The organism is Nonomuraea sp. NPDC047529, assembly GCF_040642995.1.
Taxonomy (GTDB): domain Bacteria; phylum Actinomycetota; class Actinomycetes; order Streptosporangiales; family Streptosporangiaceae; genus Nonomuraea.
Genome location: NZ_JBEYTJ010000001.1, coordinates 261,843 through 286,162 on the forward strand (window position 1 = coordinate 261,843; position 24,320 = coordinate 286,162).

Annotated in this window: 26 protein-coding genes and 1 CRISPR repeat array; of the genes, 10 read left to right on the forward strand and 16 right to left on the reverse strand. The window is 68.5% G+C overall.

Annotation, left to right across the window (positions count from 1 at the left end):
* The first annotated feature begins 36 nt into the window (after positions 1-36).
* Genes ABZ815_RS01365 through ABZ815_RS01385 form a run of 5 tightly spaced genes read left to right on the forward strand, consistent with a single transcriptional unit; the run spans position 37 to position 4,238 of the window.
* Positions 37-225 (forward strand): hypothetical protein, encoded by a 189-nt coding sequence (locus ABZ815_RS01365; RefSeq protein ID WP_357692707.1) that lies wholly within the window; start codon positions 37-39, stop codon positions 223-225.
* A complete protein-coding gene (locus ABZ815_RS01370; RefSeq protein WP_357692709.1) occupies positions 222-596 on the forward strand; it encodes a TadE/TadG family type IV pilus assembly protein in 375 nt (124 codons plus the stop codon). The genes ABZ815_RS01365 and ABZ815_RS01370 overlap by 4 nt, the downstream gene beginning before the upstream one ends.
* Positions 593-1,018 carry a TadE/TadG family type IV pilus assembly protein gene (locus ABZ815_RS01375; RefSeq protein ID WP_357692711.1) on the forward strand — a complete coding sequence of 142 codons (426 nt, stop codon included), beginning with the start codon at positions 593-595 and terminating at the stop codon, positions 1,016-1,018. The genes ABZ815_RS01370 and ABZ815_RS01375 overlap by 4 nt, the downstream gene beginning before the upstream one ends.
* Entirely contained in the window at positions 1,015-1,431 is a 417-nt protein-coding gene (locus ABZ815_RS01380; protein ID WP_357692713.1) for a pilus assembly protein TadG-related protein, read from the forward strand. Before ABZ815_RS01375 ends, ABZ815_RS01380 begins: the two co-directional genes overlap by 4 nt.
* Positions 1,428-4,238: a LysM peptidoglycan-binding domain-containing protein gene (locus ABZ815_RS01385; protein WP_357692715.1), complete on the forward strand. Its 2,811-nt coding sequence runs from the start codon at positions 1,428-1,430 to the stop codon at positions 4,236-4,238. The genes ABZ815_RS01380 and ABZ815_RS01385 overlap by 4 nt, the downstream gene beginning before the upstream one ends.
* A gap of 330 nt (positions 4,239-4,568) precedes the next feature.
* A CRISPR array of direct repeats spans positions 4,569-5,273; the repeat unit is 25 nt; unit sequence TCCCCACGCCCGTGGGGGTGTTCCG.
* An 87-nt stretch (positions 5,274-5,360) separates the two neighbouring features.
* Here the strand turns inward: ABZ815_RS01385 and ABZ815_RS01390 are convergent.
* From ABZ815_RS01390 to ABZ815_RS01400, 3 genes are all read right to left on the reverse strand, one after another.
* On the reverse strand, positions 5,361-6,029 hold the full coding sequence (locus ABZ815_RS01390; RefSeq protein ID WP_357692717.1) for a DUF2637 domain-containing protein: 669 nt from the start codon (positions 6,027-6,029) through the stop codon (positions 5,361-5,363).
* A 293-nt stretch (positions 6,030-6,322) separates the two neighbouring features.
* Positions 6,323-7,714 carry a tyrosine-type recombinase/integrase gene (locus ABZ815_RS01395; RefSeq protein ID WP_357692719.1) on the reverse strand — a complete coding sequence of 464 codons (1,392 nt, stop codon included), beginning with the start codon at positions 7,712-7,714 and terminating at the stop codon, positions 6,323-6,325.
* Positions 7,715-7,973: 259 nt separating this feature from the next.
* Positions 7,974-8,252 carry a hypothetical protein gene (locus ABZ815_RS01400; protein WP_357692721.1) on the reverse strand — a complete coding sequence of 93 codons (279 nt, stop codon included), beginning with the start codon at positions 8,250-8,252 and terminating at the stop codon, positions 7,974-7,976.
* 45 nt (positions 8,253-8,297) lie between these two features.
* Between ABZ815_RS01400 and ABZ815_RS01405 the strand changes: the two genes are divergently transcribed.
* Complete coding sequence (locus ABZ815_RS01405; RefSeq protein ID WP_357692723.1) at positions 8,298-8,909, forward strand: hypothetical protein; 612 nt, start codon at positions 8,298-8,300, stop codon at positions 8,907-8,909.
* Positions 8,910-8,965: 56 nt separating this feature from the next.
* Here ABZ815_RS01405 and ABZ815_RS01410 read toward each other — a convergent pair whose 3' ends face one another.
* Positions 8,966-10,345, reverse strand: a complete 1,380-nt coding sequence (locus ABZ815_RS01410; protein ID WP_357692726.1) for a hypothetical protein — start codon at positions 10,343-10,345, stop codon at positions 8,966-8,968.
* Positions 10,346-10,400: 55 nt separating this feature from the next.
* On the opposite strand from ABZ815_RS01410, the gene ABZ815_RS01415 reads away from it, so the two are divergent.
* On the forward strand, positions 10,401-10,916 hold the full coding sequence (locus ABZ815_RS01415) for a hypothetical protein (RefSeq protein WP_357692728.1): 516 nt from the start codon (positions 10,401-10,403) through the stop codon (positions 10,914-10,916).
* A gap of 68 nt (positions 10,917-10,984) precedes the next feature.
* Positions 10,985-11,233 carry a hypothetical protein gene (locus ABZ815_RS01420; protein ID WP_357692730.1) on the forward strand — a complete coding sequence of 83 codons (249 nt, stop codon included), beginning with the start codon at positions 10,985-10,987 and terminating at the stop codon, positions 11,231-11,233.
* On the opposite strand, the gene ABZ815_RS01425 is transcribed toward ABZ815_RS01420, so the two are convergent.
* The 5 genes from ABZ815_RS01425 to ABZ815_RS01445 form a co-directional block, all read right to left on the reverse strand.
* Positions 11,230-12,015, reverse strand: a complete 786-nt coding sequence (locus ABZ815_RS01425; protein WP_357692732.1) for a hypothetical protein — start codon at positions 12,013-12,015, stop codon at positions 11,230-11,232. The two genes, ABZ815_RS01420 and ABZ815_RS01425, sit on opposite strands and share 4 nt — an antisense overlap.
* Before the next feature lie 69 nt (positions 12,016-12,084).
* Positions 12,085-15,228, reverse strand: coding sequence for a S8 family serine peptidase (locus ABZ815_RS01430; protein ID WP_357692734.1), 3,144 nt, complete (start codon positions 15,226-15,228; stop codon positions 12,085-12,087).
* Entirely contained in the window at positions 15,219-16,058 is an 840-nt protein-coding gene (locus ABZ815_RS01435; protein WP_357692736.1) for a hypothetical protein, read from the reverse strand. Before ABZ815_RS01435 ends, ABZ815_RS01430 begins: the two co-directional genes overlap by 10 nt.
* Positions 16,055-16,606: an RNA polymerase sigma factor gene (locus tag ABZ815_RS01440; protein ID WP_357692738.1), complete on the reverse strand. Its 552-nt coding sequence runs from the start codon at positions 16,604-16,606 to the stop codon at positions 16,055-16,057. Before ABZ815_RS01440 ends, ABZ815_RS01435 begins: the two co-directional genes overlap by 4 nt.
* A gap of 108 nt (positions 16,607-16,714) precedes the next feature.
* Positions 16,715-16,987 carry a hypothetical protein gene (locus ABZ815_RS01445; RefSeq protein WP_357692740.1) on the reverse strand — a complete coding sequence of 91 codons (273 nt, stop codon included), beginning with the start codon at positions 16,985-16,987 and terminating at the stop codon, positions 16,715-16,717.
* Between the two features lie 213 nt (positions 16,988-17,200).
* Between ABZ815_RS01445 and ABZ815_RS01450 the strand changes: the two genes are divergently transcribed.
* Entirely contained in the window at positions 17,201-18,109 is a 909-nt protein-coding gene (locus ABZ815_RS01450; protein ID WP_357692742.1) for a hypothetical protein, read from the forward strand.
* 15 nt (positions 18,110-18,124) lie between these two features.
* Here the strand turns inward: ABZ815_RS01450 and ABZ815_RS01455 are convergent, their stop codons facing one another.
* The 4 genes from ABZ815_RS01455 to ABZ815_RS01470 all read right to left on the reverse strand — a co-directional run bounded on the left by ABZ815_RS01455 (position 18,125) and on the right by ABZ815_RS01470 (position 19,807).
* Complete coding sequence (locus ABZ815_RS01455; protein ID WP_357692743.1) at positions 18,125-18,478, reverse strand: YbaB/EbfC family nucleoid-associated protein; 354 nt, start codon at positions 18,476-18,478, stop codon at positions 18,125-18,127.
* 17 nt (positions 18,479-18,495) lie between these two features.
* Positions 18,496-18,831, reverse strand: coding sequence for a hypothetical protein (locus tag ABZ815_RS01460; RefSeq protein ID WP_357692745.1), 336 nt, complete (start codon positions 18,829-18,831; stop codon positions 18,496-18,498).
* A gap of 246 nt (positions 18,832-19,077) precedes the next feature.
* Positions 19,078-19,440 carry a nuclear transport factor 2 family protein gene (locus ABZ815_RS01465; RefSeq protein WP_357692747.1) on the reverse strand — a complete coding sequence of 121 codons (363 nt, stop codon included), beginning with the start codon at positions 19,438-19,440 and terminating at the stop codon, positions 19,078-19,080.
* 88 nt (positions 19,441-19,528) lie between these two features.
* Entirely contained in the window at positions 19,529-19,807 is a 279-nt protein-coding gene (locus ABZ815_RS01470; protein WP_357692749.1) for a hypothetical protein, read from the reverse strand.
* 228 nt (positions 19,808-20,035) lie between these two features.
* Between ABZ815_RS01470 and ABZ815_RS01475 the strand changes: the two genes are divergently transcribed.
* Positions 20,036-21,316, forward strand: a complete 1,281-nt coding sequence (locus ABZ815_RS01475) for an esterase-like activity of phytase family protein (protein ID WP_357692751.1) — start codon at positions 20,036-20,038, stop codon at positions 21,314-21,316.
* 4 nt (positions 21,317-21,320) lie between these two features.
* Here the strand turns inward: ABZ815_RS01475 and ABZ815_RS01480 are convergent, their stop codons facing one another.
* Genes ABZ815_RS01480 through xylA form a run of 3 tightly spaced genes read right to left on the reverse strand, consistent with a single transcriptional unit; the run spans position 21,321 to position 24,312 of the window.
* Complete coding sequence (locus ABZ815_RS01480) at positions 21,321-22,424, reverse strand: Gfo/Idh/MocA family oxidoreductase (protein WP_357692753.1); 1,104 nt, start codon at positions 22,422-22,424, stop codon at positions 21,321-21,323.
* The gene (locus ABZ815_RS01485) at positions 22,421-23,164 is read right to left on the reverse strand and encodes a sugar phosphate isomerase/epimerase (protein ID WP_357692755.1); all 744 of its coding nucleotides are present in this window, start codon (positions 23,162-23,164) and stop codon (positions 22,421-22,423) included. Before ABZ815_RS01485 ends, ABZ815_RS01480 begins: the two co-directional genes overlap by 4 nt.
* The gene (xylA, locus tag ABZ815_RS01490; RefSeq protein WP_357692757.1) at positions 23,161-24,312 is read right to left on the reverse strand and encodes a xylose isomerase; all 1,152 of its coding nucleotides are present in this window, start codon (positions 24,310-24,312) and stop codon (positions 23,161-23,163) included. Before xylA ends, ABZ815_RS01485 begins: the two co-directional genes overlap by 4 nt.
* Positions 24,313-24,320: the final 8 nt, after the last annotated feature.

Consider the following 24,320-nt stretch of genomic DNA (forward strand, 5'->3'; position numbering starts at 1 on the left):
CCCACTCTCCGGAGGTTCCCTTTGATCCATAATCGCGTGCTCGCCCTCGCCGTACGACTCGAAGTGCTGCTCAACCGCCGTTCCGTACGACGTGGCCTCGACCCCGAACGCGGTGCATCGACCGTGGAATGGGTGATCATCGCGGCCGTGGTCTTTCTGCTGGCCATCACCGTAGGCACGAAGATCACCTCTGTCGTGAACGAACAGCTCGCCAAGATCAAATGAGCGCACGTGAGCGAGGATCCGGAACGCTGGAGGCCGCCTTGGTCTATCCGGTGGTGCTCCTACTCGTCCTGCTCACCCTAAACACCGCGCTGTGGTTCCACGCCAGAACCCTCGCCATGGCCGCCGCCCAGGAAGGACTGCGTGCCGGCCGAACCCATGGTTCAAGTCCCTCGGCCGGTCAGGCGACAGCCGAACGCTTCATTCACCAGGTCGGCGGATCGTTCCTCACCAATCCGGTGGTCTCTCTCACCCGTGACGCGAACACCGTTGAAGTGTCGGTCACCGGCCAGGCCATCACCCTGGTCCCCCTGCTGACGCTCACCGTGACCCAGGTCGCCCGCGCTCCCGTCGAAAGGTGGACCACGGGATGACTCGTGAGCGTGGCTCCATAGCCCTGGAGATGGCGATCATCGCGCCAGCGCTGATAGCCGTGCTGCTGATGGCCATCGGGCTGGGCCGCGTCGCCGTCGCCCGCAACGCTCTCGACGCCGCCGCACGCGACGCCGCCCGCCAGGCGTCCATCGCCCGCGATCCAGCCACTGCGAGATCGGCTGCTGTGACGAGCGCACGAGCGGCGCTCGCTCGTGAAGGGCTTGCGTGCGTGCCGTCGGTGGCCGTAGACACCACAGGTTTGTCCACACCGCTGGGCAGGCCGTCTGCGGTGGTCGCTCGTGTCTCCTGCGAGGTTGAGTTGGCAGACCTCGCCATACCGGGAATCCCCGGCACCAAGAACATCACCAGCAGTTTCACCAGCCCGGTCGACCCTTACCGCGCTCGAGGAGACCAGCCGTGAACCTGGGCGACGAGCGGGGTTCCGTCACGGTGTTCACCGCAGTGATCGCGTTCGCGCTGCTGTTGTGCGCCGGCCTCATGGTGGACGGCGGCACCAAGATCCAGGCATACCGCGAGGCCTACGCCACGGCCGAGGAAGCCGCTCGTGCGGGAGCCGGACAGATGAACGCAGGTCGCGCCTACGCCGAAGGCCGGTTCGAGATCGACGCGGCTCAGGCGCTGTACGCCGCCCGCGCCTACCTGTCCGCCGCCGGGCACACTGGCACCGTCTCCACGGCCGCCAACCAGGTGCAGGTCACGGTCACCGTGTCCAAGCCCACCACATTGATCTCCCTGATCGGCATCGGAACCGTCACCGCCACAGCCACCGCCGCCGCGCGGATGTTCCACGGCATCGAACAAGGACAACCATGACGATGTACGGGCTACGTCATCCTCTGCTCGCCAGAACCGCCGCAGGCGCGGCGCTGATCGCCCTGGTGGCCGGGATCCCCGTGATTCTTCTGATCTTCTTCTGGCCGATCGATCTGCCGACCATCGACGACCTGGCCACTCCGGGCGAACCCATCGTCATCAAGACCCTGTTGCTGGCCACCGTGTGGACGTGCTGGGCCCTGTTCGCCCTCGCGGTGGCGGTGGAGCTGGTGGGCGCGGTCCGCGCACGGCGCAGCCAGGTACGGCTGCCGTTCCAACGACTGGCCGCGTACCTGATAGCCACGATCACCGTTGCCGCGACCGCCCCCATCGCCGCACCCCGTGCCCTGATCCCAGCCGCAGCGATGGCCGCCACCTTCCAGGAAGTGCCCGATCACGCCGCATCTGCGGAGCCTGACAAGGTTGAGGCGTCGAAGCCCTACGTGTCCTACGTCGTCCAGCAGCGGGACACCCTCTGGACGATCGCCGAGAAGCAGCTCGGCGACCCGATGCGCTACCAGGACATCATCGCCCTGAACCAGGGCCGCACCATGAACGACGGCCGCCCTTTCACGCGCGGCGAGTGGCTGCAACCCGGCTGCATCCTTCACCTGCCCGCCGACGCCAAGCAATCCGGGCACGCACGGCCACGGACGCATACCGTCGCTCCTGGCGAAACCCTGTGGGGAATCTCCAAGCAGCACCTTGGCGAGGGGGCCCAGTACAAGAAGATCTTCAAGCTGAACAAGGGGCTCCCGCAGCCCGGCGGAACACGGCTATCCGACCCCGACGTGCTGGAACCGGGATGGCGACTGATCCTGCCCAAGCGTGGGAACGACACCCAAAAGGCCAAGCCGGTCCACCGCCGCACCCTCTCGCAGCACACAGCCGAGGTGACTCGCCGCTCTCCTTCGTCGCGCCTCGCCGAGGAGCCGCCTCACCGCCGGGGCCCCGCGTCGCGGCTCATATCTGAGACAGGGCCGCGTCAGTGGTCCCACAGCGAAATGGTCCCGCCTCACCCCAGCACCGGGTCTGTCGTCGACTTCCGCGCGCCCCGCCCTTCAGCTGAACCCGCGCCGCGGATTCTCGGGCCCGATGTGGAAGTGACCTCTTCCGAGGTAGTCGTCCTGCCCCAGGGTGGGATGATGGCGCTCTCCTTCGCCGCGGGGATTGCCGTCGCGCTGGCCGCCACCCGGCTCCATCGCAGACGCCGTCTTTCCGCCCCTGCCATCGACGAACCCATCAGCGTGCTCGCCCCAGAGCCTCAACACCCGGCCGTACGAGCTCTGGAACACGCACACCGCAGTAGCGACCCTGAAGCAGCTTCTCCGGACGATCTCGAACTGGTCAGCTCCGCGTTCGAGATCGATCCACCCCTCACGCTGAAAGCCGGGATCCTCAACGACGCACCAGTTCACCTGCCCCTGTCCGGGCTGCACCTGGCCCTCACGGGTCCGGGAGCCGATGACTGCATTCGGGCCATCGTCCTGGACCTGCTCACCCAGGCCGATGCCTACCGCGCCACCGTCATCATCCCCGCTCAAGACGCCGAACGCTGGTTCGGCGACAACCTCACCACCCTGGTCGCCCACCTGCCCGAACTCTGCCTCACCGCGACCCTCGATGAAGCCGTCAACCACCTCGAAGAACAACTCGTCGCCCGCCGCGGGCTGCTCCAGGACTACGAGGCAGACGACATTCATCAACTCCGCCAAGCCGAGCCCGGCGAGCCCCTGCCCGCGCTCCTACTGACCGCCTCCTGCCCAGACGGCCACTCCTACCTGGAGACGCTCCTGGGCATGTCAGCCCGTCTTGGACTCGGAGCCGTACTGGCTGGTCGCACAACTTCGGGAACCACCTGCGAGCTCGACCAGAACCACCGCGTCACCGAGGCGACCGGCCCGCTCGCCGCAGAACTCCTCGGCACCGCGCTCTTCCACCTACCGCCAGACGCCGCATCATCGGTGCTCCATACGCTCGCCACCGGCAACGGCATGCCCGTCGACCACCGCGAACAGCCCGTCGACCTCCCTGTCTCGCCATCCAGTGCGACACCCCGGCCAGTACAGTTCACACTCCTCGGAGAACCCGCCATCGACGTATGCGGCAAGCCCGTGGACCTGTCCCGACGTACCAAGGCGCTCGAACTCTTCTTCCTGCTCGCTCTTCATCCGAGAGGGCTGGACCGAGAGGTGATCTGCGAGCACCTCTGGCCCGACCTGGAAGAAACACTGGCCGGCTACCGCTTCCACGCCGCCCTCAAGGACCTCCGCACCGCGCTCCGCGACGCCTCCACCCCAGACGACAAGAAAGCCCATTTCATAGAACGCAGCGGCAGGACCTACCGCATAGAAGCCGAGCACATCGACGTGGATCTGTGGGCCTTCCACCAAGCCCTCGCAGCCGCCCGCACCGCTACCAATCAGCAGGAGAAACTCACCGCTCTGGAAACCGCTGCCGCCCTTTGCCAGGGACAGCTCGGACAGAGCCTCAGATACGACTGGCTCGACCAGGACCACCGTTGGCCGCTCACCATCGCCAGCATCAAAGCCCTGCTTCAACTCGGCGCCCTCCACGAACAGGCGGGACATAACGAGCGAGCTCTGGAGGTCTACGACCAGGCATGCGCCCTCGATCCGGACATGGAGAGCGCCGCCCGATCCGCCATCCGCCTCATGGCCACCCTCGGACGCACCGACGAGGCCCGCCAACGCGCCCGCCACCTCAAAGCCCGCCTTAACACCCTCGGCGTCAGCCCCTCCCTCGAAACCCAAGCCGTCCTACAACAATTGACAGCACCACGGTGACTACGCCAAGGGGCCTGCCTCAACCGCAGGCATGCACCTTCGCAAGCATCTCGTCTGCCTCATGAAGCGATGTCCAGAGTAAACAGAGTTCGCGCCGGTCGGCCGGCGTGCCGTAAGCCGACCGATCAACGGATCAGACCACGGTCAAGCCTCCCAGCGCGGGCAGGACATCCGGAAGGCCGTCTAAGCTCAGACTGAACCGGAACATCTGTGCCCTCAGGCCTCGATAAGGGACAACCATGGCTGCGGCTAGGTCCCATGCTGCTCAAGTGCGACAAACCCCAACGCCTGAATATCCCTGGTCGCAAACATCGCCCCAGGTCAGTAAGTCCGGTCCCCACGCCCGTGGGGGTGTTCCGCCGGTCCACGATCGGCGGCACGCCGTCGCCCTCCGGTCCCCACGCCCGTGGGGGTGTTCCGTCCTGCCAGTCCAGGGCCTCCCCCCGGCCCGGGCCGGTCCCCACGCCCGTGGGGGTGTTCCGCGACAGGGTACAGCCACAGCCGAATCGGGAACCCGGTCCCCACGCCCGTGGGGGTGTTCTGGGGATCGGGGCTTCTCCTGAAGCCGGGTCGCTCCCGCTCCCCACGCCCGTGGGGGTGTTCCGATGCGCCGCCGGATTCGGCTCGGCCTGACCGACCCGGCTCCCCACGCCCGTGGGGGTGTTCCGGACCCGGAGGACTACCTGGTCGGACAGTCCGTCCGCTCCCCACGCCCGTGGGGGTGTTCCGATGCTCGACTATCAGCGGCTGCCCCGCTGATCCCGCTCCCCACGCCCGTGGGGGTGTTCCGCGCGTGTGGCGGCTCTCGGTGATCGACACGCCCCGCTCCCCACGCCTGTGGGGGTGATCCGTTGTAGGTGTTGGTGGTGACCGGCGGGACGGGCTGCTCCCCACGCCCGTGGGGGTGGTCCCCTGGTTGCGTGGATCAACCGAGCTACGTCCGCACCGCTCCCCACGCCCGTGGGGATGATCCGGTCATCATGGGCGGGTCGAGTGAGCCGGGGCTCCGTTCCCCACGCCCGTGGGGGTGATCCGATACCGAAGCTGCACGTGGCTGGCCGTGATCGTGGCGGCCGTTCGTTGGCCAGCAACGGTATGTCCCACACGTACACCTGAAACTGTTCAAACCGCAGCGAAGCGATCCGGCTCTCCCAGCTTTCCTTCGAGCCCTTCTCGCTTGATCCATCGTCCCCATCGAGCGCTTCGAGCGAACTGTTCCGCGATGGCCCGGCCTGAGGGGAGCGCTCCGTCAGGCAGGCGGTTTTCCAGTGCCCAGTGCCAGGCTGTCCGACGAAGATCCTCCGTTTCGTTCTCAGGGTGCCTTAGGAGGTCGTGGACATCGCTGCTGCCCACTTCCCCGTCTGCTACCACCTGACCTGGGGCAGTGGCAGCCACTCGAGAAGCTCTACGGATCTGCGACATCAAGAGCTCGTAGCTGCCGATCAAGGCGGCACTTGGCCAGGCAGCGATGACGCGGCCGGTCAGGCTGGGTTCGGCAATGGCGATGTTGGCGCCCAAGCTGGCGAGGCTGCCAACAAGCAGCATCGCCCAGGCCAGGAAACCACCTCGGGAGCCGTACCGGTTGGCCATGAGGATGGACATCGAGGCAACGACAATCGTGCCATCCACGGCGAGTGGGATGAGTACCGCCGCGAGATGGTCTTCGCCGTGGCGAATGCACAGTTCGTGCATGTGACGAAACGACACGACGGCCGCGATGGCCGCGAGGAGGAGGACTCCGGTGATCGTCGTACGCTGGATGCCGCGCGCAGCCCGTACGTTCGGTTCCATGATGGCTCAGCTCTCCCGACCTGGGAGAACGAGCGTGGTGGAGGCGGTGAACGGCCTGTACGTATCGAGCGTGTCCCCCCACCTCGTGAACTCCCATGTGGAGGCGCAAGGAGCGCCCACCACGCCTGCGAATCCGCGACGGGGAGTGCGGTGTGATCGCACATCAGGTGGCTGGGCAAGCCTGCTTCCTTTCGGCCGAGACCCGCCTCCGGTTCTTTCTCTGATTGGGGCCCTCCTTTTGAATCGGGATCGCGCAGGCCGGAACATGCTGCGCTGAAGCAGATCTGACTGACTCACCTTGAGGAGCGATTCCGGATCTTGGAGAAGGCATCCAGAGCCGTCTCATCGGCGTCATCGAGGGTGTGCAGGTACTTCTCCGTCGTGGCGATGGAGGCGTGACCAAGCCGCTCCTTGACTACCTGAAGGTCTGCGCCACCGGCCAGCAGCCACGAGGCGTGCGCGTGACGCATGTCGTGGATCCGCACGTTGAACCCCAGGTCAGCTTCCTTCAATGCCGGCTTCCAGATCTGCCGACGGAACCAGTCCGCTGGGATGTGACCGTCGGTCTCCCGCTGCCGTGGTTCGCGTGGGCTGTCCTTACCGGAACTTCGCCGACCGGCGCGGTAGATCGCGAATGCGGCGCGGCAGTTCTCACAACGGCACTTACCTGCCGTGTACGCGCTGAGCGTCCCGTGCCGGTAACTGCGCCCCTTATCGTTCGGTTCGGTGAGGCCCAGTTCGAACGGATCGGGTGCGAGGCGGAGCTTCGGCTTGCTCTTGGGTTCGTACCGCCAGAGGAAGAGAAGATCGTTCGCCTCGAGTTTCTCCGCCTGGATATGCGCCCCGACCTTTGCGGCGATCTGCCCCGTGAGCTTGAAGCGCCGGAACTCCCTGTCCTTCGGGTAGTCCTTCACGATGAACCGCTCCCCAGCGGGATGGAACTTGGGGTTGACCTCGACAACCGCCCGGGAAACGGTAAGGATTCTCGATGTCGAGGCCAGGTCTTTGACCCGCAGTTCGGTCAGTTCTCCCCACCTCAGACCTGTCTCGATCGCCGTCTCTACAAGCAGCTGAGAATCGGTGTCGGGAAGCGCTCGGTAGAGCACATCGAACTGCTCCGGTGTGATGATCGTCCGCGGTTTTCTGGGGACGGTAGGGGTCTTGACGCCCCGACAGGGGTGCAGGTACGTCACCTGGTCGTTGAGGGCCGTCGTGAAGATCGCACTCAGCAGAACCTTGGCGTACTTGATGGTCGCTGGACTGACACCGTTCTTCTTCATAGCCGCGACCCAGGCGCGAACGTGTTCGGGGAGGATGTCGATCATCCGCATTGAGCCGAACTCAGGGATCAGATGCCGGTGGATCGTATAGGTGTAGCTCTGCCGTGTAGTGGCTTCGATCTCATGGTTCGGCAACCAGGTGTCCAGAACGTACCGTTCGAAGGACTGCCGCCCTCGCCGTGGATCGCCCACTCGTCCCTGCGCGACAAGGCTCTCGGCGTCCCGCCACGCTTTGTCGGCCTCTTTCTTGCTGGAGAACGTACCGGCGGACTTCTCCATGCCCTTGAGGTCCATGTAGTAGGCCGTGTATCGGGGCTTGCCGTCCTTGCCGGGCCGCTTCCGGGAGTATCCCAACCTGTTGATCGCCTCCTTGATCGTTTGACCGTCGTTTGACCGGGAGACCATCCGTCATCGGTAGGCACTCCTGGTCACCAACGGGGACTGCAAATGCAGTCTCTACCTGGGATTTTACGGGCCGGAAGCGATCTGACCAGGGACTCAGATGAACGCGGCACCCCCGTTCGGGACGAAGAGGTCGTGGGTTCAAATCCCGCCACCCCGACACAGTCTGACCAGGTAGAGGGTCTGATCCGCTCAGCGGGTCGGACCCTTTTCCGTTTCTGGAAGTCGATGGGAGCCGATCGGGGAGCCATCTCACGCGGAGTCAACCCGTCGGCCTGTCGCCGAAGATCGTGTCCCTGAGCACCGGGTCCCGCGCCCTCTCGGATCGGCCGTTGAGGCCTTTGCTGAGCCGGTCGTTGACGGTGTCACGCTCGCCGTAGGTCTCCGGCGCGGTGGCGCCTGCCTCAAGGGCATTGACGGCCTTGACCGCTGTCTTGGCCTTGGCTTTTCTGTTGAGGCGTCGGTGCCTGCCGTCCGGGCCGGTGGCGCGTGCATGACCATGCGACGAAGAGGCACCTGATCTGACTGACATGAATGTCATTCATGTGATATTCCTGTCTTCACAGCATCATCCATGAGGTGAGTGATGAACTTCTCGAAAAACACCTCTGTCAAAGTCGGATTATTGATAGCGGGCGGCATCGTCGTCAACAAATTGTCCGAATTTGTTGACGCCTCTGCACCCATCATCCTTATAGGGTCGTTTGTGGTTCTCGTTGGGATGCTTGTTTACGAACAGCATTCTGAATCCGCCGCCGACGATCCACAGGCTGCGAACCTGGTCAAGTTCGGCCTGGCATCGATCCTGCTCGGTGCGGCGATAGGCGGCCTGTCCATGCTGCCGCTCCTGCCGAACCGCGAATATTCTGCGCCTTGGATCGACGAAGGCACGACATTTCACGGCTACGAGCTTCTTTCCGTCGGGATTGTTTCGCTGCTGTCGTCCATTGCTGCATTCAGGCGCAGGCCCGTTCTCCAGTTGACCACTTTTCTTGTCACCGCTTGTACCGGGATGACGCTGGCCATCGTCTCACTTGGCACAGACCACATATTCTCGATAACTTTTGTCGGTTGGACCGCCGCAGCGGCAGCAGTGACCGCGATCGTTTATTGGGCTCGCGATGTGATCAAACTCTACAGAGAGTTCTGGGGGGCGGGCGATTCCCTGGCGAGCCAGAATGAAACAGCGGATCACTGAGACAGGCTGAAGGCTGCTTCCGTGGCTCGGGCCGTATGGGTGGTGTCTCGTTCGACCTACTGGATTTTGGGGCGGTGGCCGTTCTTGATGTGTCTGGTGGTGCCGGTCGCGAGGTCGAGGTAGAAGTCGGTGCGTTCTTCCGGTCCCGCGTCGCGGTAGACCTGGAACGGGCCCTTGCTCGACCAGCCCACTCCCCGCTCGATCGGATCCCCGTCGGGAAGACGCGGACGCACGCGATGGATGCGCTCACGGGTGGCGAGGTCGTAGGTCTCCACGAGGCTGCCGGAGTCGCTGATGACCACGAGTCGACTGCCGTCCGGTTCGAGGAAGGCGGTGTGGGAGTCCAGGAGCAGTTCGGGGAGGGGGATGTTCAGGAGTTCCTTGCCGCGATGGTCGTGGGCCACCAGGCGGGAGGCCGTCGCGACCACCGTCCCCGCGGAGTTGACCTGGAGCACTTTCAGCGCGCCGGGCAGGGTGATCTCGCTCCACGACCTGGTGTCGATGACGCGGGTTCCGTTCTTGGTGAGGGCCATGTACCTGCCGCGTTCGCTGATGCTCACCTCGGGCACGTCCGCGTCGGCGAGCGGCCCGCTGAGGTCGTGCCGGTTCCCCGTGATCTGGTGGACCATGCGGCGCGAGGTCCGGTCCAGGTAGACGACGGCGCGCCGATCGGGGCTGACCAGGAGCGGTGCCGCCTTCGGCGCCCCTCCTTTCATGACGACGTACGGCGCAGCCTGCGTGAACGGCACATCGTCCAGCAGCCAGTAGCGGCACGGGTCGTCCATCTCGTCCAACCATGGACAGGTGGGCCCTTTCACCTTGCCGATCTTCTCGCCGGAGGCGACCTGCCGCTCCGGGAACTGCCTGGGCAGCGTGTACTGCGGCATTTCGGCCGGCGTCTCCTGCTGAGGAGTGACGAGGGCGCCGGCGAGCACTGTCGCGGCTCCCGCCAAATAGCCGGTGCGGACGGACCATCGACGAATGGCCGACTGCGTTTCGTCCGGCATTTCGGGCCCGGCATTTCGTTCGGCGCGCGATATCGCCGTCACCACCACAACCACGATGACCGCGTGGACCAGCCGGGTCGGGGTGATTCCCCGTACCGCCAGAAGGTAGCAACCTGTCACGGCGGAACCGCACACGGCGAGCAGCCAGGCCCGGCGATAAATGGCGTGGGCGGCCGGCGGCCGTACGACACGGGATATCGGAATGGCGCACCACCCCAGGACGAGAAAGAACGGATCCGCGGTCAGACCCGCCACAGGGGCCGCGAGGACGACGGCCGCCAACCGCCACCGGCGCAGACCGGCGAAATGGTCGATGACCTGACGGGCATTGCTCCCGGTGACGGTGAGACCCGTCAGAGCGGCGAACCTGTCGAGACGCCCCCGGCTGAGGGGTAAAGCTGCGGCGACCAAGGTGATCACCACCGCCAACCAGAGAATCGTCGGGGGTATCGTCACAAGGCGCCACGATATATGGTTCCATCTCGTGAGTTCGGCGGATATATGGCGCCAATTCGGTGTCGCCCCGCGCACCCGATTACCGGTCGCGGTGTCCAGTTGTCTCGTGCTGATGTGCGTGGCGGCGACGGGCTTGTGGTGGTCCGGGTCGGTGACGCCGCGAATCCGCTGGGAAATCGACAGCTTCTTTGTTCATGGCGAGGTGGACGACAATGGCGTGCTGTCCACCGTTGCCGTGATCGAGATCGAGAACGAGACGGCCTCCACATTCACGGTCACGGATATCTCGATGTCCATACCCGGCCTGCGCCTGCTCCCTCCCGAGAAAACGGATGACGACCCCGCCGTGATCACCGTCGAGGGGGGCGGCATCAGGACGGTGACCCGGCGGTTCGTCATCACCGACTGCGCGGCGGTGCCGCACGAGCCACAGCCGATCCGCTACACCTACCGGACCTGGCTGGGGACGGGTTCGTCGGAGGTGACGCCGACCACCATTGCCCTCTGGGAGCCGCCCCTGACGGATCTGCGGGGAGGGACCTGATCGGCAACGCCGTCACGGCCGGCGCCCTGGTCACGGTCTGGCTGATCACGGACGCCTTCGTCAGCCGGATGTGCTCACTCGGCGACAGTTCTCGTGCCGCCCTGCTGGACGTCCTGCGCTGGGCGGTGGCCGGTCTGGGCACGGCCGGTCTGCCGGCCGGCTCCGGCTACGCGGAGCTGTCGCCCGTGCTGACGCTCGGGTGGTTCGTCGCCCTCGTCGTCCTGGTCATCGCGCTCTGGGGCGTGCGCGACCGGCCGTACTTCGCCGGTGTGCGGCCGGTCTCCGGTGACACATTGCGTCAGCCAGGGGCGGGCTAATGTACGGAGAGGCCGCCCGTGTGGGATGTGGGGACGTACCCCTCGGCGGCGCTGGGCAACGCCTCGACGCAGGCCGGAGAGCAGGCGTTGACCAGGAGCGGCAGGACGTCGGTGGCGACTCGCAGGGAGATCCACACCTGATGGGGGCCGCCCTCGCTGATCGGCTGGTCGCAGACGCTGCACGTACGAACGGCCGTGGCGCCCCAGACCGCGGGATCGAGGTCACCGAGATCGGGACGGTCGGCGGCGTCCGGGCCGGGCCGCAGCCGGGGGAACGACGGACGCTGCTTGTAGTTGCCGTACACGGAGCGGGTGCTGACCGTGCTGCGCCGCAACTTCTCGCACCTGGTCAGCTCGTAGGGGAACCAGTGCAGCCGGCGAGAGGTGTAAGGGCTGAACTCCTCCAGAGCGGTCATCGCGCCGATCTCCGGCGGGATCCTGACCAGGTTGCTCCCGTACAGCACGAGGTGCTTGACCGCGACCAGCTTGGCGATCGTCGGCGGCAGGGTCACGATCTGCCGCCGCTCGTCCGGGCTCAGCTCCGTCAGCGGCCGGAACACCTCGCGGCCGTCCGCGGCGGCTTCCTCGATCAGGGCCAGCAGATGGTGCCATCCGGCCGCTGAGGTGTCCTGTCGCTCGGCGTGGAATCGCACGTTCCTCGGCTGCTGCCGCCTGAACTGGTCGAAGCAGTCACATCGATCACGGTCGCCCCCGCCGCCGGGGCCCACCGCGTCCGCCCACAGGTTGCCGAAAGCAGCTCCTGGCTGCTCGCTGTCCGCCATGGCGGCCAAGGTACGCGTTTGAAGGGAATTATGCCCGGCCGTTCCCCCGATGGACGGCCGGGCACCGGTTCAGCCCACCGCGTAGGCGCGGATGATCGTCTGGGTCAGCCGGGTGGTGGGGGTGTCGATGACGGTCGCCCGCAGGGAGACGAATCCCGCTGTGCGGGGGTTGGGGACCACCGCCAGCCGGCCCTGGGCGGATCGTGTCACCGGGACGGGACGCCAGGTGCGGCCGTCGTCGGAGGAGGTCTCAAGGCGTACGCGCGTACTCTCCTGGTGGGGTTCGAGTGTCAGGGTGAGGGGGGTGCGGGTGCCCGGGCGGGCGCGGTTGTGGTCGTCCAGGGTGGTGGGGGTGAGGCGTACCGCGGTCAGGGGCGGCGGACGGCGGCCGTCGGCCCTGGAGGAGCGGAACGTCCAGACGGACTCCACGGCGGTCGAGAGGGTGGAGTAGGGGACCTGGCGGCGGGCCGACGCCTTCAGGGTGTACGTGGCGGCCTCCGGTGACAGGGCGGCGTGGAGCACGCAGTCGGCGGGCCGTTCCGTCGCGCATCCCGCCAGGTCGGTCTCGGCCAGCGTCCGGCCGCCGGTGGTGAGGGTGGCGGTGCCGGTGGCCGCGTCGTCGGCGCCCCTGTGGCCGGCGACGCCGTCGGCGAACAGGCCGCCCACGGGAACGGTCAGCTCGTCACCCGATCGGGTCGCGACGGGCGCGGACGGGCCGGTCACGGCGGCGTTCCACACCTCCGTGGTGCTCCCCCGCTCCAACCTGACCGGGGCGCCGGCCACGACGGACGTGCCGACCTCGAACCCGCTGTCCCACACCAGCCCCGGCGTCCGGTAGTGGGTGAGGGTGCTCGGCAGCTCCACCTCCTGGACCGGGCTCGCCCCGATCCCGGGCCTGTCCTCGACGAGCCTCGGGCCGGAGTACGGAAGTCCGGTCGCCGCCGTGGCCGCGGCCCGGTACGTCGCCGTCACCTTGACCAGGTCCGCGCGCCGGGCGGCGTGAACGGGGTTGTCCGGCAGCCCGTCGGTGTGGATGTTCACCAGGTCGTAGACATACGGGCTCGGCGTGCGGGTCCTGCTCTTCCAGAGGCTCCTGATCAGGAATCGCAGGCCCGGCGCGCGTGCCGGGACGACGTACGTGTCCCAGCCCGGTGCGGCCCAGCTCGCGAACCCGTAGGACCAGGCGCCGTCGGCCAGTTCGACGACGAGCGGGTCGCCCGGCGCGGCGTCCGGGTCGTCCACGCTGAAGCCGGCTCGCCTGCCGTCGCGGGCGTCGATGGTCACCTGCCGGTCCTGGTCGAGGTCGAGCCGGGTGTGGGCCAGGGTGCCTCCCGTGTCGTCGTCGATCTCGGTGTACAGGTTCCACTCGCGTTCGGGCAGCCTGAGCCGGGCCGTCCCGTCGATGAAGGGGACGTCGCGGCCGGTGCCCGTGTGCGCGTCGTACACCTGGATGAAGCCCGCCTCGGCGGGCCGGCCGTTGCGGTCGAGCGCCTTGACGGTCACGTTGTGGGACTCGGGCTCGACGAACGCGCCGGCGAGCGTGCGGATCACCGTGTCGCCCGACCTGGCGCTGATCGTCGCCGGGTGTTCGCCGGACGCCTTGTCCTTGGCGTCGATCGTCACGGTGACCGTCGCCTGCCCCTTGGCGGGCACCTGGAGACGTCGGGCGGAGAGCCGCGCCACCTCGCCGTCGGCGGTCAGGTCGAGGTCGACGGGGGTGTCGCCGGCGTTGTCGTACGTGACGGTCCCGGTGGACACCCGCTCCCCCGGACCGTCCGAGGGGAAGTACGCCCACACCCGCTCCGGTACGGCGACGACCTGCTGGGCCAGCGCGCGGACGACGTCCACCCGCCCGGTCCCCTGCCGGTACGGCGTCAGGCCGGGAAGCGGCATGGCGCTGCCCGTCAGCGCGGACTTGAGCCGTTGCCCGGTCCAGTCGGGATGGAGCTGGGCGAGGATCGCCGCGGCGCCCGCCACGTGCGGCGCGGCCATGGAGGTGCCCGACATCGCCACGTGCGCCTCGGTGCCGGTCCCGCCCGCCTTCGCGGCCACGATTTCCACGCCGGGCGCGGTGATGTCCGGTTTGATGGCGTGGTCGCCCTCGCGGGGTCCGCTGCCCGAGGAGGCGGCGACGCGGTCCTGGTGGTCGACGGAGCCGACGGTGAGCGCGGCGTCGGCGCTGCCGGGACTGGTGACGGTGGTGCCGTCGTTGCCCGAGGCCGCGACGAACAGCGTGCCGTACCGCTCCGACAGCGTGTTCACCGCCTGCTCGACCGGGTCGAGGCCCAGGGTGTCGGGAGCGCCGAAGCTCAAATTGACGATCTTGGCCTTGACCTCGGCGGCGGCCCACTCCATGCCCGCCAGGATGGCCGACTCGGTCAGTCCGAAGGCGGTGCCGGCCTTCGCGACGGCGAGCTTCGCACCGGGCGCGATCCCTCGGTACTTCGCGTCGGCCCCCGCGATGATCGAGGCGACGTGAGTGCCGTGGCCGGTGTTGTCGCGGATGTCGGGGTCGTCGGTGAAGTTCTTCTCCTGGGTCACCACGCCCTTCAGGTCGGGGTGGTCGGGGTCGTACCCGCTGTCCAGGACGGCCACCGTGACGCCCTTGCCCGTCATGCCCTGTTTCCAGGCTTCGGTGGCGCCGATCTGCTCGGCGCTCCGGTCGAGGTTGTAGGAGCGGCGGCCGTCCAGCCAGAGCTTGGTGGATCCGGCGGTGAGGGAGCGGGCGCCGGCCGCCAGGTCCTGCCAGGTCCGCCCGGCGGACGCCTTGGGCACGTTCATCGCGCTCATCCCGAGCCCGCCGAGCCGCCGGGCCCGCTCGGCCCCCCGGAACGTCGGGGCCGTCCCCTGGGACGACTGGACGATCAGCGGGATGTCGGGCCGGTCGGCGTCGCCGTACCGCCAGGCCAGCAGTTGGGTGACGTCGAACAGCCGCCGGTCGAGGAGGTCCGCGGCGACGAGCGGCCGGGCGTCGGACGGGATCACGTACAGGTGACCGTCCTGGATCTGGCCGCTGAACCCCACCCGCCTGCCCGGCCCCGGTCGCACGCGGTATCCGCCGCCGCCGGTGACCATCACGCGGTCGCCGGTGATCAACGTGACACCGCCCGCCCGGCCCACATCCGGAGGCTGCGGAAGGTCGGGCGCGGGCACGACGCCGACCGTCGCGGCCACCAGGACGGCGGCCAGCGCCTTGTGCACGATCACGGGCACCCGGTCTTCTCCTTCATCGTCCGTACCAGGTCGGCGGGCAGGTCCGAGTCGCTGACCTGGAGTGTCGCCTTGCCGGCCATCGTCAGGTAGCCGCCGACGACGTGCATGGTCTCCGGTACCGACGCCTTGGTCACCGGCTCGGTGTCCTTGCCCTCCTTCGTCCAGAAGGCCGGGCCGAGGACGTCGAACGCCTGGACGTCCACGCCGCGGGCCTTGAGCAGGGCGCGCACCTCGCCGACGGGCCTGTTGTGGAACGGCGCGCAGTGCATGGGCTCGCCGAGCGAGTCGAAGCCGGTGATGATCTCGTACTCCTCACCGGGACGCGCCTCCCGGCCGAGGACGACCTCGGCCGGCCCCTTGAAGTCCCGGCGGACCTTGATGCTGATCGGGCAGCCGCCCGCGAACTCGCAGCCTTCCTGCCGGTCGACCACCTCGATGCCGTCCGGTTCCGCCGTGCTCGGGGCGACCGAGCCGACGTTGCTGGGCGTGGAGGGCAACAGCCGCAGCTTGATGTCGAGCCCGGCGTCGCGCAGTTGTTCTTGGTATGCCTCCGGCTTGGCGAACACGTCCTTGACCTCGATGACGAAGTAGCCGCCCTCGTCCTTGACGTCGAGGGCCGAGGCCGAGGCGGGCCCGAGGGTGAGGACGACGGCGGACGACGCCGCGAGGGCGCCCAGCGCGAGCAGGGCGCGCCGCCTCCTGCGCATGGGCAGGGCCGGGGCGGGCTCCTCCTCCATGATCTTGTACATCGTCTCCCGGGCGCCGGGCGTCAGCCCCGGCCCGGCGGGCGGGGCGAGCCGCCTGACGACGTCGTCGAGCTGCGGGTTCATGAGGTCTCCTTGGCAAGACGGACGGCCCGCGGACCGTACCGGGCGAGATCGGGGTCGTCGGCGGCGAGCTCGGTGGCCAGGCGCTTGCGGGCGCGGTGCAGGCGCTGCCGCACGGCGAGGCGCGAGCAGCCGAGCACCTGCGCCAGCTCGGCGTTGCCGAGCCCCTCCCAGGCGACGAGCGACAACACCTCCCGGTCGTCGGCGGACAACCGCATGAAGGCCGCGCGGGCGGTCTCGGGCACGGCCTCCGTCCCGGGGCCGGTCCATTCTTCGAGCTCGGTGCGCAGGCGCGTGGTGAGGGCCGCCCTGCGGGACTCGCCGCGGCGGTGGTTGGCCAGGGTGCGCCTGGCCACGCCGTACAACCAGAGCCGGGCGCGGTCGCCGGACGGCACGTCGCCGAGCCGCCGCCACGCGGTCGTGAAGGTCTCGGCGATGACGTCGGCTATGTCGTGAGGGTCGTCGGCGCGCCGCCGCACATATCCGGAGACGGCCTCGTAGTGCTCGGTGTAGAGCTCCTCGAAGCGTCGCCGGGGGTCCGGTGGGCCCACGCGGTCGTCCCTTCCGTAGGGGTATGTCACAACAAGCAGGTGTCCGGATGGTTTCAGGCGTGACAGACGAAGACGCGGAAGCGGCCTTTCGCGTCGGGGCTGTGGGCCCTATGGCCGTTGTTCGAGATGGCGGCGGTAGGCGTCCAGGATCAGGCCGTGGAAGTGGTGGACGGCGTGCTCGGTGACCGTCGCGCCCGACACGTCGTAGGCCGAGTTCTCGGCCTTGCCCGCCTGAGCCATGTGGCTGGAGTAGATGCCGTACGCGGTGACCTGGTACGTGCTCATGTCCATCAGGGAGCCGGACTCGTCCCGTACGGCGACGATCGGCAGACCGGCGACCGTCCCGGTGACGTAGCTGCCCGGTGTCCGCAGTCGTTCCACGTGACACATCGAGAGTGCCGGATCGGGATGGTAACCGGCGGAGATGTGAGCGAATTCGGGGGTTACCGATACCTCCGCTGCAGAACAGAGCCGCCTTGAGGCTATTGAGCAATTGCGTGCCGATTCAAGGCTTCAGTTCTGCCTGGGGCTGGCGTAATCAATGAGATTGGTGGGATGATCCTATGATTACCGCCAGAAGAATGGAGTTGTCCAATGAGTCCGTCTTCCAGAGCGCTGCCGATGGCAGGGTTCATGTTCTCGGCCGTCGGGGTCGGGGGCGTGGTGCTGCAGATGTTGAGCGTGGCCTATCCCGACGGCGATCCGGCCAGAGCGCGGGCGGCCGCCGAATTGTTGCGCCAGCTGGCGGGACGGGTGGACGCGAGCCTGGACGACGTGGAGGAGGTGGCGAGCAGGGTTTGGCGGCCACCGAGTTCCGGCGCGGGAATTGACGCGTTCAGGCGGTATTTCGCCAAGGAGATCGCGCCCTATCCGCCGCGGGTTTCCGCCTACATCCGGGGATTGGCGGACGCCGTCGAGGATTATGCGGAGTTGCTGGAGCGGACCCAGCACACGTTGCGCACGATGGCCATGATCCAGTGGATGGAACTGCTGATGTTCTTCTGCTGGCCGGTGATCGACAAGAAGGTCCAGGTGATGATCAACTGGGCGATACGCAGATCGCAGGCGCGGCTGTTGATCAGGATGTTCGAGAACGCCGTGGGGAAGCGGTTCATCTACGCGGTGGGGGGCAGCTTCGCCTACACCGTTCTCGACCAGGCGGTCGTCGACGGGTTCAAGCTGGCGAGGGGCGAGGACACCGGGTCGTGGGGCGACCGCGGCGAGTACATGCTGAAGAACTTCGCGGCGGCCATGGTCTTCTACCACGTGGACCCCGCGAACTTCGGCAAGGCCGCGAACGTGCTGCCGAAGAACCCGGCGGCGCGGAACGCGGTCGTGTTCCTGACCGGATCCACCATCTTCAGCACCACCGCCAACGCGCTCAACAGGCCCGGGGACGTCGTGGACGACCCGGTCAGCCTGTTGCCGACCTGGCAGCAGATGCTCGCCAAGCTCGGGGTCGCCGCGGGCCAGGACCAGTTCAGGAGATGGCGACGGTACTGAGGGCCGGCCACGTCGTCACTCCCGGGTGAAACGCCGGATCTCGTCGGCGAAAGGGGTCAGACCGGTCGTCATCAGGCCGGTCATCTGGGCGGCGAGGTCCTCGGCGGCGGCGTTCGCGGCGGCCAGGACGGCCTCGGCCAGGGCGTCGGCGCCCAGTCGCATGGCCCGCGGGTCGATGTGCAGGCCGCCGAGCGCGCCGGTCGGCGTCACCTCGGCCCTGACCTGGCCGTCGGCGGCCTCACCCCGGCCGCGGACGGCGTCGAGGCTCTCCTGCAACTCCTCCAGCGGGCGGACGTCGGCCTGGAACCGGTCGAGGAGGTGGCGCATCTCGTCGTCGAGATAGGGAGTGGGGTCTTCGGGGGTGGTCATGGGGGACTCCTGGGGTGTCAGGTGAGCTTTCCGTCCTTGGGGGAAAGCTTGGGCGGGTCGGACACTTCGGGCAGGGATTCGATGGTCGCCCAGTTCGCGACGTCGAAGCTGGTCTTCATGTCGTCCAGGCGGTCGGCCACTGCCGGGTATACGTCGCGCAAGGCTTCGACGTAGGTCTCGGCCTTGTTCAGGGCCGTGGAATAGCTTTTTCGGAACGTGTTCGCGGTCCCGTCCGTGCCGGCGAAGTCGCCCAGTGCGGCTATGGCGTCCAGGATGCGGCGGATGTCGGTCGCCAGCTCGGTGCGCTCCGCGAGCAGGGCGCCGGCGGCCTTGGTGAAGGTGCTGCCGTACACCTCGGTGGTCGGCAGCCCGGGCCCCCGGGGGGCCGCCGGGCTCGCGCCGGAGGCCGGGAACGGTGGCGCGGGGCGCGGCGGCGGGGGCTCGCTGGGTGACGGATTGCTGGGGCTCGGGGCGGGGGTGCTGCTCGGGGTCGGGGTAGGAGGAACGGGGGTGCTCATGGCGGTTCTCCTGTCGGTACGTGGCCACCGGGCGGGGCCCACGAGGTTGTCCACAATACCGACAGGAATAGGGGGCAGGGGCTAGGGTTCGTAGACCGGGGCGAGATCGGCGAATATGCGGTAGTCCGAGATCAGGCCGTCGTCCCGGGTGCGCCAGATGGAGACGGCCACCACTGCGGCGTCCTTGCCGTCCAGCCGCCGGTACGTGACCTCGGTCTCGGCGATCGTGTCGGGGCCCACCTGCCAGTCCCTGACGATCCGGTGCCGGAGGCCGCCGATGGTCGAGTAGAACGTCCGCAGGCCGTCGGCGACGGCGTCGCGTCCCACCATGGGCTCGGCGTTGCCGAACACCAGAGTGGCGTCCTCGGCCAGCAGTTCGGCGAACTTGTCGGGGTCGAACGAGTCGACCGTGCGGAAAACGCGTCGTACCACATCGTGGGACATGTTGATCATTCCTCACGTGGACGGGGTCGCTGGTGCGGACGATACGGGACGACGCGTTCCCGTGCGACGGACCGGCCGCGTCCGGCGCTCAGGCCGGCGAGGCGCCGCCGGGACCGGCCGGCGGCTCGAAGGTGATCGACACGATCGCGCTGATGGCGAGGTTGTGCTCCCGGACGCCGCCCGACGCCCGGTCCGAGGACTCGACCGTGACCACCGAGTCGCCCCGGCGGGTGACGTGGCCGGTGAAGGAGTCGCCGCTCAGCAGGCGTACCGAGATGACCCGGTTCTCGTGGCGGGCGTTGTCGAGGAGGGCGATCCAGGACGTGATGAGCCCGGTTCCTGGGGGTTCGAAGGGGTCTTGGGTCATGCTTCCTCTTCTTCCCTCAACAAGGGGAAGGGAACGACCGGATCGGCGACCTCGCCGGCAGGCAAGGGCTCGGAAACCGGCTCAGCGTCAGACCGTGCGGCATGTCACCGGTCGTCACGAAATTTCGTGTGATGTCGTGGGGTGAATTCATTTGCCCTTCAGCGGTAGGACATCAAGCGTCGATACCTTTCGACCCTTGTCTGTAGTTTTGCTGCCAAGGGAAGCGTCATGTCTCGTTCGTTCATCGCCATGCTGGCCGTCGGCGCGGCCCTCGCCACCACCGTCGCCGCGCCCGCCGACGCCGCCTCCGGACGGCAGCCGCGCGTCCTGTCCGACGTGACGCTGCCCGCCCCCGACCTGGCCGCCTTCGAGCCGGGCCTCGTCAAGGACTCCCGCGGCGTCAAGCTCGGCGGCCTCGGCAGCGGCCTGTTCCCGGCCCGGCGCGCGGGCGAGTACTGGATGGTCACCGACCGGGGCCCGAACGGCGAGCCCAAGGTGAACGGCGAGAAGCGGCGCACGTTCCCGGTGCCGGAGTTCGCGCCGGCGATCGTCCGCGTGGCCGTACGGCAGGGCGTGGCGCGCATTGTGGAGAGCATCCCGCTGAAGACCTCCGACGGCACCCCGATCACCGGCCTGTCCAACCAGCCCGGCCACGACGAGGTCCCCTACACCTGGGACGGCCTGACCCAGCTCACCTACGACCCGAACGGCCTGGACACCGAGGACATCGTCACCGACGGCCGCGGCGGCTTCTGGCTCGTGGACGAGTACTCCCCCTCGCTGCTCCACGTGGCGGGCGACGGCCGCATCCTGGCCCGGTACGTCCCCAAGGGCCTGAACCTCACCGGCACCGGCTACCCGGTCCACGAGACGCTGCCCGCGATCCTCGCGACCCGGCAGCAGAACCGCGGCATCGAGGCGCTCGGCGTCTCGCAGGCCGAGCGCGCCCTGTACCTGGCCGTGCAGAGCCCGCTCGCCAACCCCGACAAGAAGACCGGCAAGGCGTCGAGCACGGCCCGCATCCTGCGGGTGGACCTGCGTACCGGCCGCCCGACCGGCGAGTGGGCCTACACCATGGAGAACGTGGCCACCTTCGACCCGGCGGCCGAGCAGGGCGACATGAAGATCTCGGCCCTGAACGTGCTGAGCCCCGGCCGCCTGCTCCTCCAGGAGCGCACCGACGCCGTGGCCCGCCTCTACACCGTGGACCTGCGCCGGGCGACGAACCTGCTCGGCGGCCCGCACGACGACCCGGCCACCACGCCGTCGCTGGAGGCGTCGCTGCCGTCGAACGTCACCGTCGCCACCAAGGCGCTGTCCGTGGACCTGGCGGCGATCGCCGGCCTGCCGGGCAAGATCGAGGGCGTCGCCCTGCTCGACCCGGTGACGCTCGCCGTGGCCAACGACAACGACTTCGGGCTCGGCACCTTCGACGCCGACGGCCGCCTGGTGGACTCCGGCGTGACCAGCCGGATCCTGACGATCCGCCTGGCCAAGCCGCTCTTCTGAGCTCCTAGGACAACGTGCTCGCGTACGGGTCCCAGTCCGCGGGCAGGGGTTCGGGGGCCGTCACGGCCGAGGTGATCGGGCGGAACTCGGCGCGTTCGCCCGACTCGGTGATGGCCGTCATGAGCTCCAGCACGTGCAGCGTCAGCTCGCCCGAGGCCCGGTGCGGCGTGCCCGCGCGCAGCGACCGGGCCAGGTCGAGCACGCCGATGCCGCGCCCGGCCGTGCCGTCGGCGACGGGCAGCTCGCGCCAGTCGGCGTCGTGCGGGCCGCGGGCCAGCAGCGGGCCGCCGAAGGTGTTGGGGTCGGGCAGGAGCAGGGCGCCCTCGGTGCCGACGACCTCGATCAGCTTGCGGCTGACGGGCGAGTCGAAGCTGAAGGTCGCGGTGGCGGTGGCCGTGCCGGGGAAGTCCAGCAGGGCGTTGACGTGGGTGGGCACGTCCACGGGGAACAGGGTGCCGGCTTTGGGGCCCGAGCCGATCATCCGTTCGGCGCGGGCCCTGCGCGTGCCGCCCGCGACCCGGGCGACCGGGCCGAGCAGGGAGACCAGCGCGGTCAGGTAATAGGGGCCCATGTCGAACAGGGGACCGCCGCCGGGCCGGTAGTAGAACTCGGGATCGGGGTGCCAGGACTCCGGGCCCAGGTTCTGGAACGCGGCGGTGATCCCGACCGGCTCGCCGATCAGGCCGGAGCGCAGGGCGTGCGCCGCGGCCTGGAGTCCGGGGCCGAGGAAGGTGTCGGGGGCGCCGCCGACGCGCAGGCCCAGGTTAGCGGCCTCGGCCATGACCTTGGCCGCCTGGTCCATGTCGAGGGCGAGCGGCTTCTCGCCGTACACGTGCTTGCCGGCGCGCAGGGACTCCAGCGCGACGGCCGCGTGCGCGGCCGGGACCGTCAGGTTGACCACGATCTCGACCTCGGGCAGGGCGAGGATCTCGGCCAGGCCGCCCGAGGCGGGCACACCGTGCTCGCGGGCCGCCGCGGCGGCCCGATCGGTGTCGAGGTCGGCGACGCCGAGCACCCGCACGTCGGGGAAGGCGGTGAGGTTGCGCAGGTACTGGGCACTGATCACCCCGGCGCCGACGACCGCGACACCGACGGGTCCGCTGCTCAAGAGCGCTCCAGGCGGGTGAGGTGGGCGTGGCTGTCGGCGAGTGCGGTGAACAGGTCGGTCGCGCACGTGTCGAGCTCGACGATGCGCCAGGCGTCCGGCGCGGCGGCCAGGATCTCGGGCACGGGCATCGCGCCCGACCCGACGGCCGTGTGCGGCTCCTCCTTCACCACCGGCCCGTCCTTGACGTGCAGCGCGAGCGTGCGACCGGCCAGGCGGCCGAGCAGGGCGGGCACGTCCGCGCCGCCCACGGCCGCCCAGTACGTGTCGATCTCCAGGAACACCTCGGGGGCGAGCAGGTCGGCCAGCGCCTCGATGGCGTGCCGGCCGTCGATCCTGGGCTCGATCTCCCACCAGTGGTTGTGGTAGCCGATGCGCATGCCGTGCCCGGCCGCCTGCTCGGCCAGGCCGTTGAGCAGGTCGGCGGTGCGCGAGAGGCCGTCGCGGGTGGTGAACTCGGCCTCGGGGACGCCGCCGGGGATGATCACCAGGTCGGCGCCGACCGTGGCGACGGCGTCGAAGACCTCGGCGGGTTCCCTGCTGAGCAGCGCGTACGCGTGCGTGCTGCTCACCGCGAGCCCGAGGTCGTCGATCACCTGGCGGAAGCCCTTGGGGTCGTCGGTCGGGTCGAAGGGCTCGACGGCGCCGTACCCGATGCCGGCGATGCGCTCAAGGGTGCCGTCGCGGTCGGCGGCGAGCTGGTCCCTGACGGTGTAGAGCTGGACGCTGAGCGGCCGGGTCATCCGCGGACCCCCATGAGGTGCTCAAGGGCGAGCTGGTTGAGCCGGGTGAAGTGGAAGCCGCGCCGGGCCGCCGCCTCGGGGTCGAAGTCGTCGCCGGCCAGGTCCTGCCAGGTCTCGCCCTGGGCGAGGGTGGGCCGGGCCAGCTCGTCCACGCGGGAGGCGCGCAGGGCCTCCTGGACCTCGGGGTCGGCGCGGAAGGCGCGCGACTTCTCCTTAAGGATCAGGTACGTGCGCATGTTCGCGGCGGCCGAGTCCCACACGTCGTCGGGGTCCTCGGTGCGCAGCGGCTTGTAGTCGAAGTGGCGGGGGCCGTCGTAGCCGCCGTTCTCCAGCAGGTCGACCAGGAAGAAGGCGCTCTTGAGGTCGCCGTGGCCGAAGATCAGGTCCTGGTCGTACTTGGGGCCGTGCTGGCCGTTGAGGTCGATGTGGAACAGCTTGCCGTGCCAGAGCGCCTGGGCGATGCCGTGGACGAAGTTGAGCCCGGCCATCTGCTCGTGGCCGACCTCGGGGTTGAGGCCCACCATCTCCGGGTGCTCCAGGTCGTTGATGAGCGCCAGGGCGTGGCCGATGGTCGGCAGCAGGATGTCGCCGCGCGGCTCGTTGGGCTTGGGCTCCAGGGCGAAGCGCAGGTCGTAGCCACGGTCGAGGACGTACTGGCAGAGCAGGTCCAGGCCCTCCTTGTAGCGGTCGAGGGCCGCCTTGACGTCCTTGGCCGCGTCGGACTCGGCGCCCTCGCGGCCGCCCCAGCACACGTATGTGGTCGCGCCGAGCGAGGCGGCCAGGTCGATGTTGCGCAGGACCTTGCGCAGGGCGTACCGGCGGACGTCGCGGTCGTTGCTGGTGAACGCGCCGTCCTTGAACACCGGGTGGGTGAACAGGTTCGTGGTGGCCATCGGGACCTTCATCCCGGTCTCGTCCAGGGCCTTGCGGAAGGCGGCGATCGCCTTGTCCCGGTCGGGCTCGACGGCCAGCAGGTCGTCGTCGTGGAAGGTGACGCCGTACGCGCCGAGCTCGGCCAGCCTGTGCACGCTCTCGACCGGGTCGAGCGCGGGACGGCTCGCGTCCCCGAACGGGTCACGGGCCTGCCAGCCCACGGTCCAGAGTCCGAAGGTGAAGCGGTCGGCGGGTGTCGGAGTGAAGGATGACATGTGTCGGT

Bases quoted from the DNA above. Each gene is read 5' to 3' on its own strand.
- xylA (WP_357692757.1), bottom strand. From the start codon at position 24,312: ATGTCATCCTTCACTCCGACACCCGCCGACCGCTTCACCTTCGGACTC.
- ABZ815_RS01385 (WP_357692715.1), top strand. From the start codon at position 1,428: ATGACGATGTACGGGCTACGTCATCCTCTGCTCGCCAGAACCGCCGCA.
- ABZ815_RS01455 (WP_357692743.1), bottom strand. From the start codon at position 18,478: ATGACCACCCCCGAAGACCCCACTCCCTATCTCGACGACGAGATGCGC.
- ABZ815_RS01395 (WP_357692719.1), bottom strand. From the start codon at position 7,714: ATGGTCTCCCGGTCAAACGACGGTCAAACGATCAAGGAGGCGATCAAC.
- ABZ815_RS01420 (WP_357692730.1), top strand. From the start codon at position 10,985: ATGTGCTCACTCGGCGACAGTTCTCGTGCCGCCCTGCTGGACGTCCTG.
- ABZ815_RS01405 (WP_357692723.1), top strand. From the start codon at position 8,298: ATGAACTTCTCGAAAAACACCTCTGTCAAAGTCGGATTATTGATAGCG.
- ABZ815_RS01425 (WP_357692732.1), bottom strand. From the start codon at position 12,015: ATGGCGGACAGCGAGCAGCCAGGAGCTGCTTTCGGCAACCTGTGGGCG.
- ABZ815_RS01435 (WP_357692736.1), bottom strand. From the start codon at position 16,058: ATGAACCCGCAGCTCGACGACGTCGTCAGGCGGCTCGCCCCGCCCGCC.
- ABZ815_RS01470 (WP_357692749.1), bottom strand. From the start codon at position 19,807: ATGACCCAAGACCCCTTCGAACCCCCAGGAACCGGGCTCATCACGTCC.
- ABZ815_RS01370 (WP_357692709.1), top strand. From the start codon at position 222: ATGAGCGCACGTGAGCGAGGATCCGGAACGCTGGAGGCCGCCTTGGTC.
- ABZ815_RS01485 (WP_357692755.1), bottom strand. From the start codon at position 23,164: ATGACCCGGCCGCTCAGCGTCCAGCTCTACACCGTCAGGGACCAGCTC.
- ABZ815_RS01390 (WP_357692717.1), bottom strand. From the start codon at position 6,029: ATGGAACCGAACGTACGGGCTGCGCGCGGCATCCAGCGTACGACGATC.
- ABZ815_RS01450 (WP_357692742.1), top strand. From the start codon at position 17,201: ATGAGTCCGTCTTCCAGAGCGCTGCCGATGGCAGGGTTCATGTTCTCG.
- ABZ815_RS01400 (WP_357692721.1), bottom strand. From the start codon at position 8,252: ATGACATTCATGTCAGTCAGATCAGGTGCCTCTTCGTCGCATGGTCAT.
- ABZ815_RS01465 (WP_357692747.1), bottom strand. From the start codon at position 19,440: ATGTCCCACGATGTGGTACGACGCGTTTTCCGCACGGTCGACTCGTTC.
- ABZ815_RS01475 (WP_357692751.1), top strand. From the start codon at position 20,036: ATGTCTCGTTCGTTCATCGCCATGCTGGCCGTCGGCGCGGCCCTCGCC.
- ABZ815_RS01375 (WP_357692711.1), top strand. From the start codon at position 593: ATGACTCGTGAGCGTGGCTCCATAGCCCTGGAGATGGCGATCATCGCG.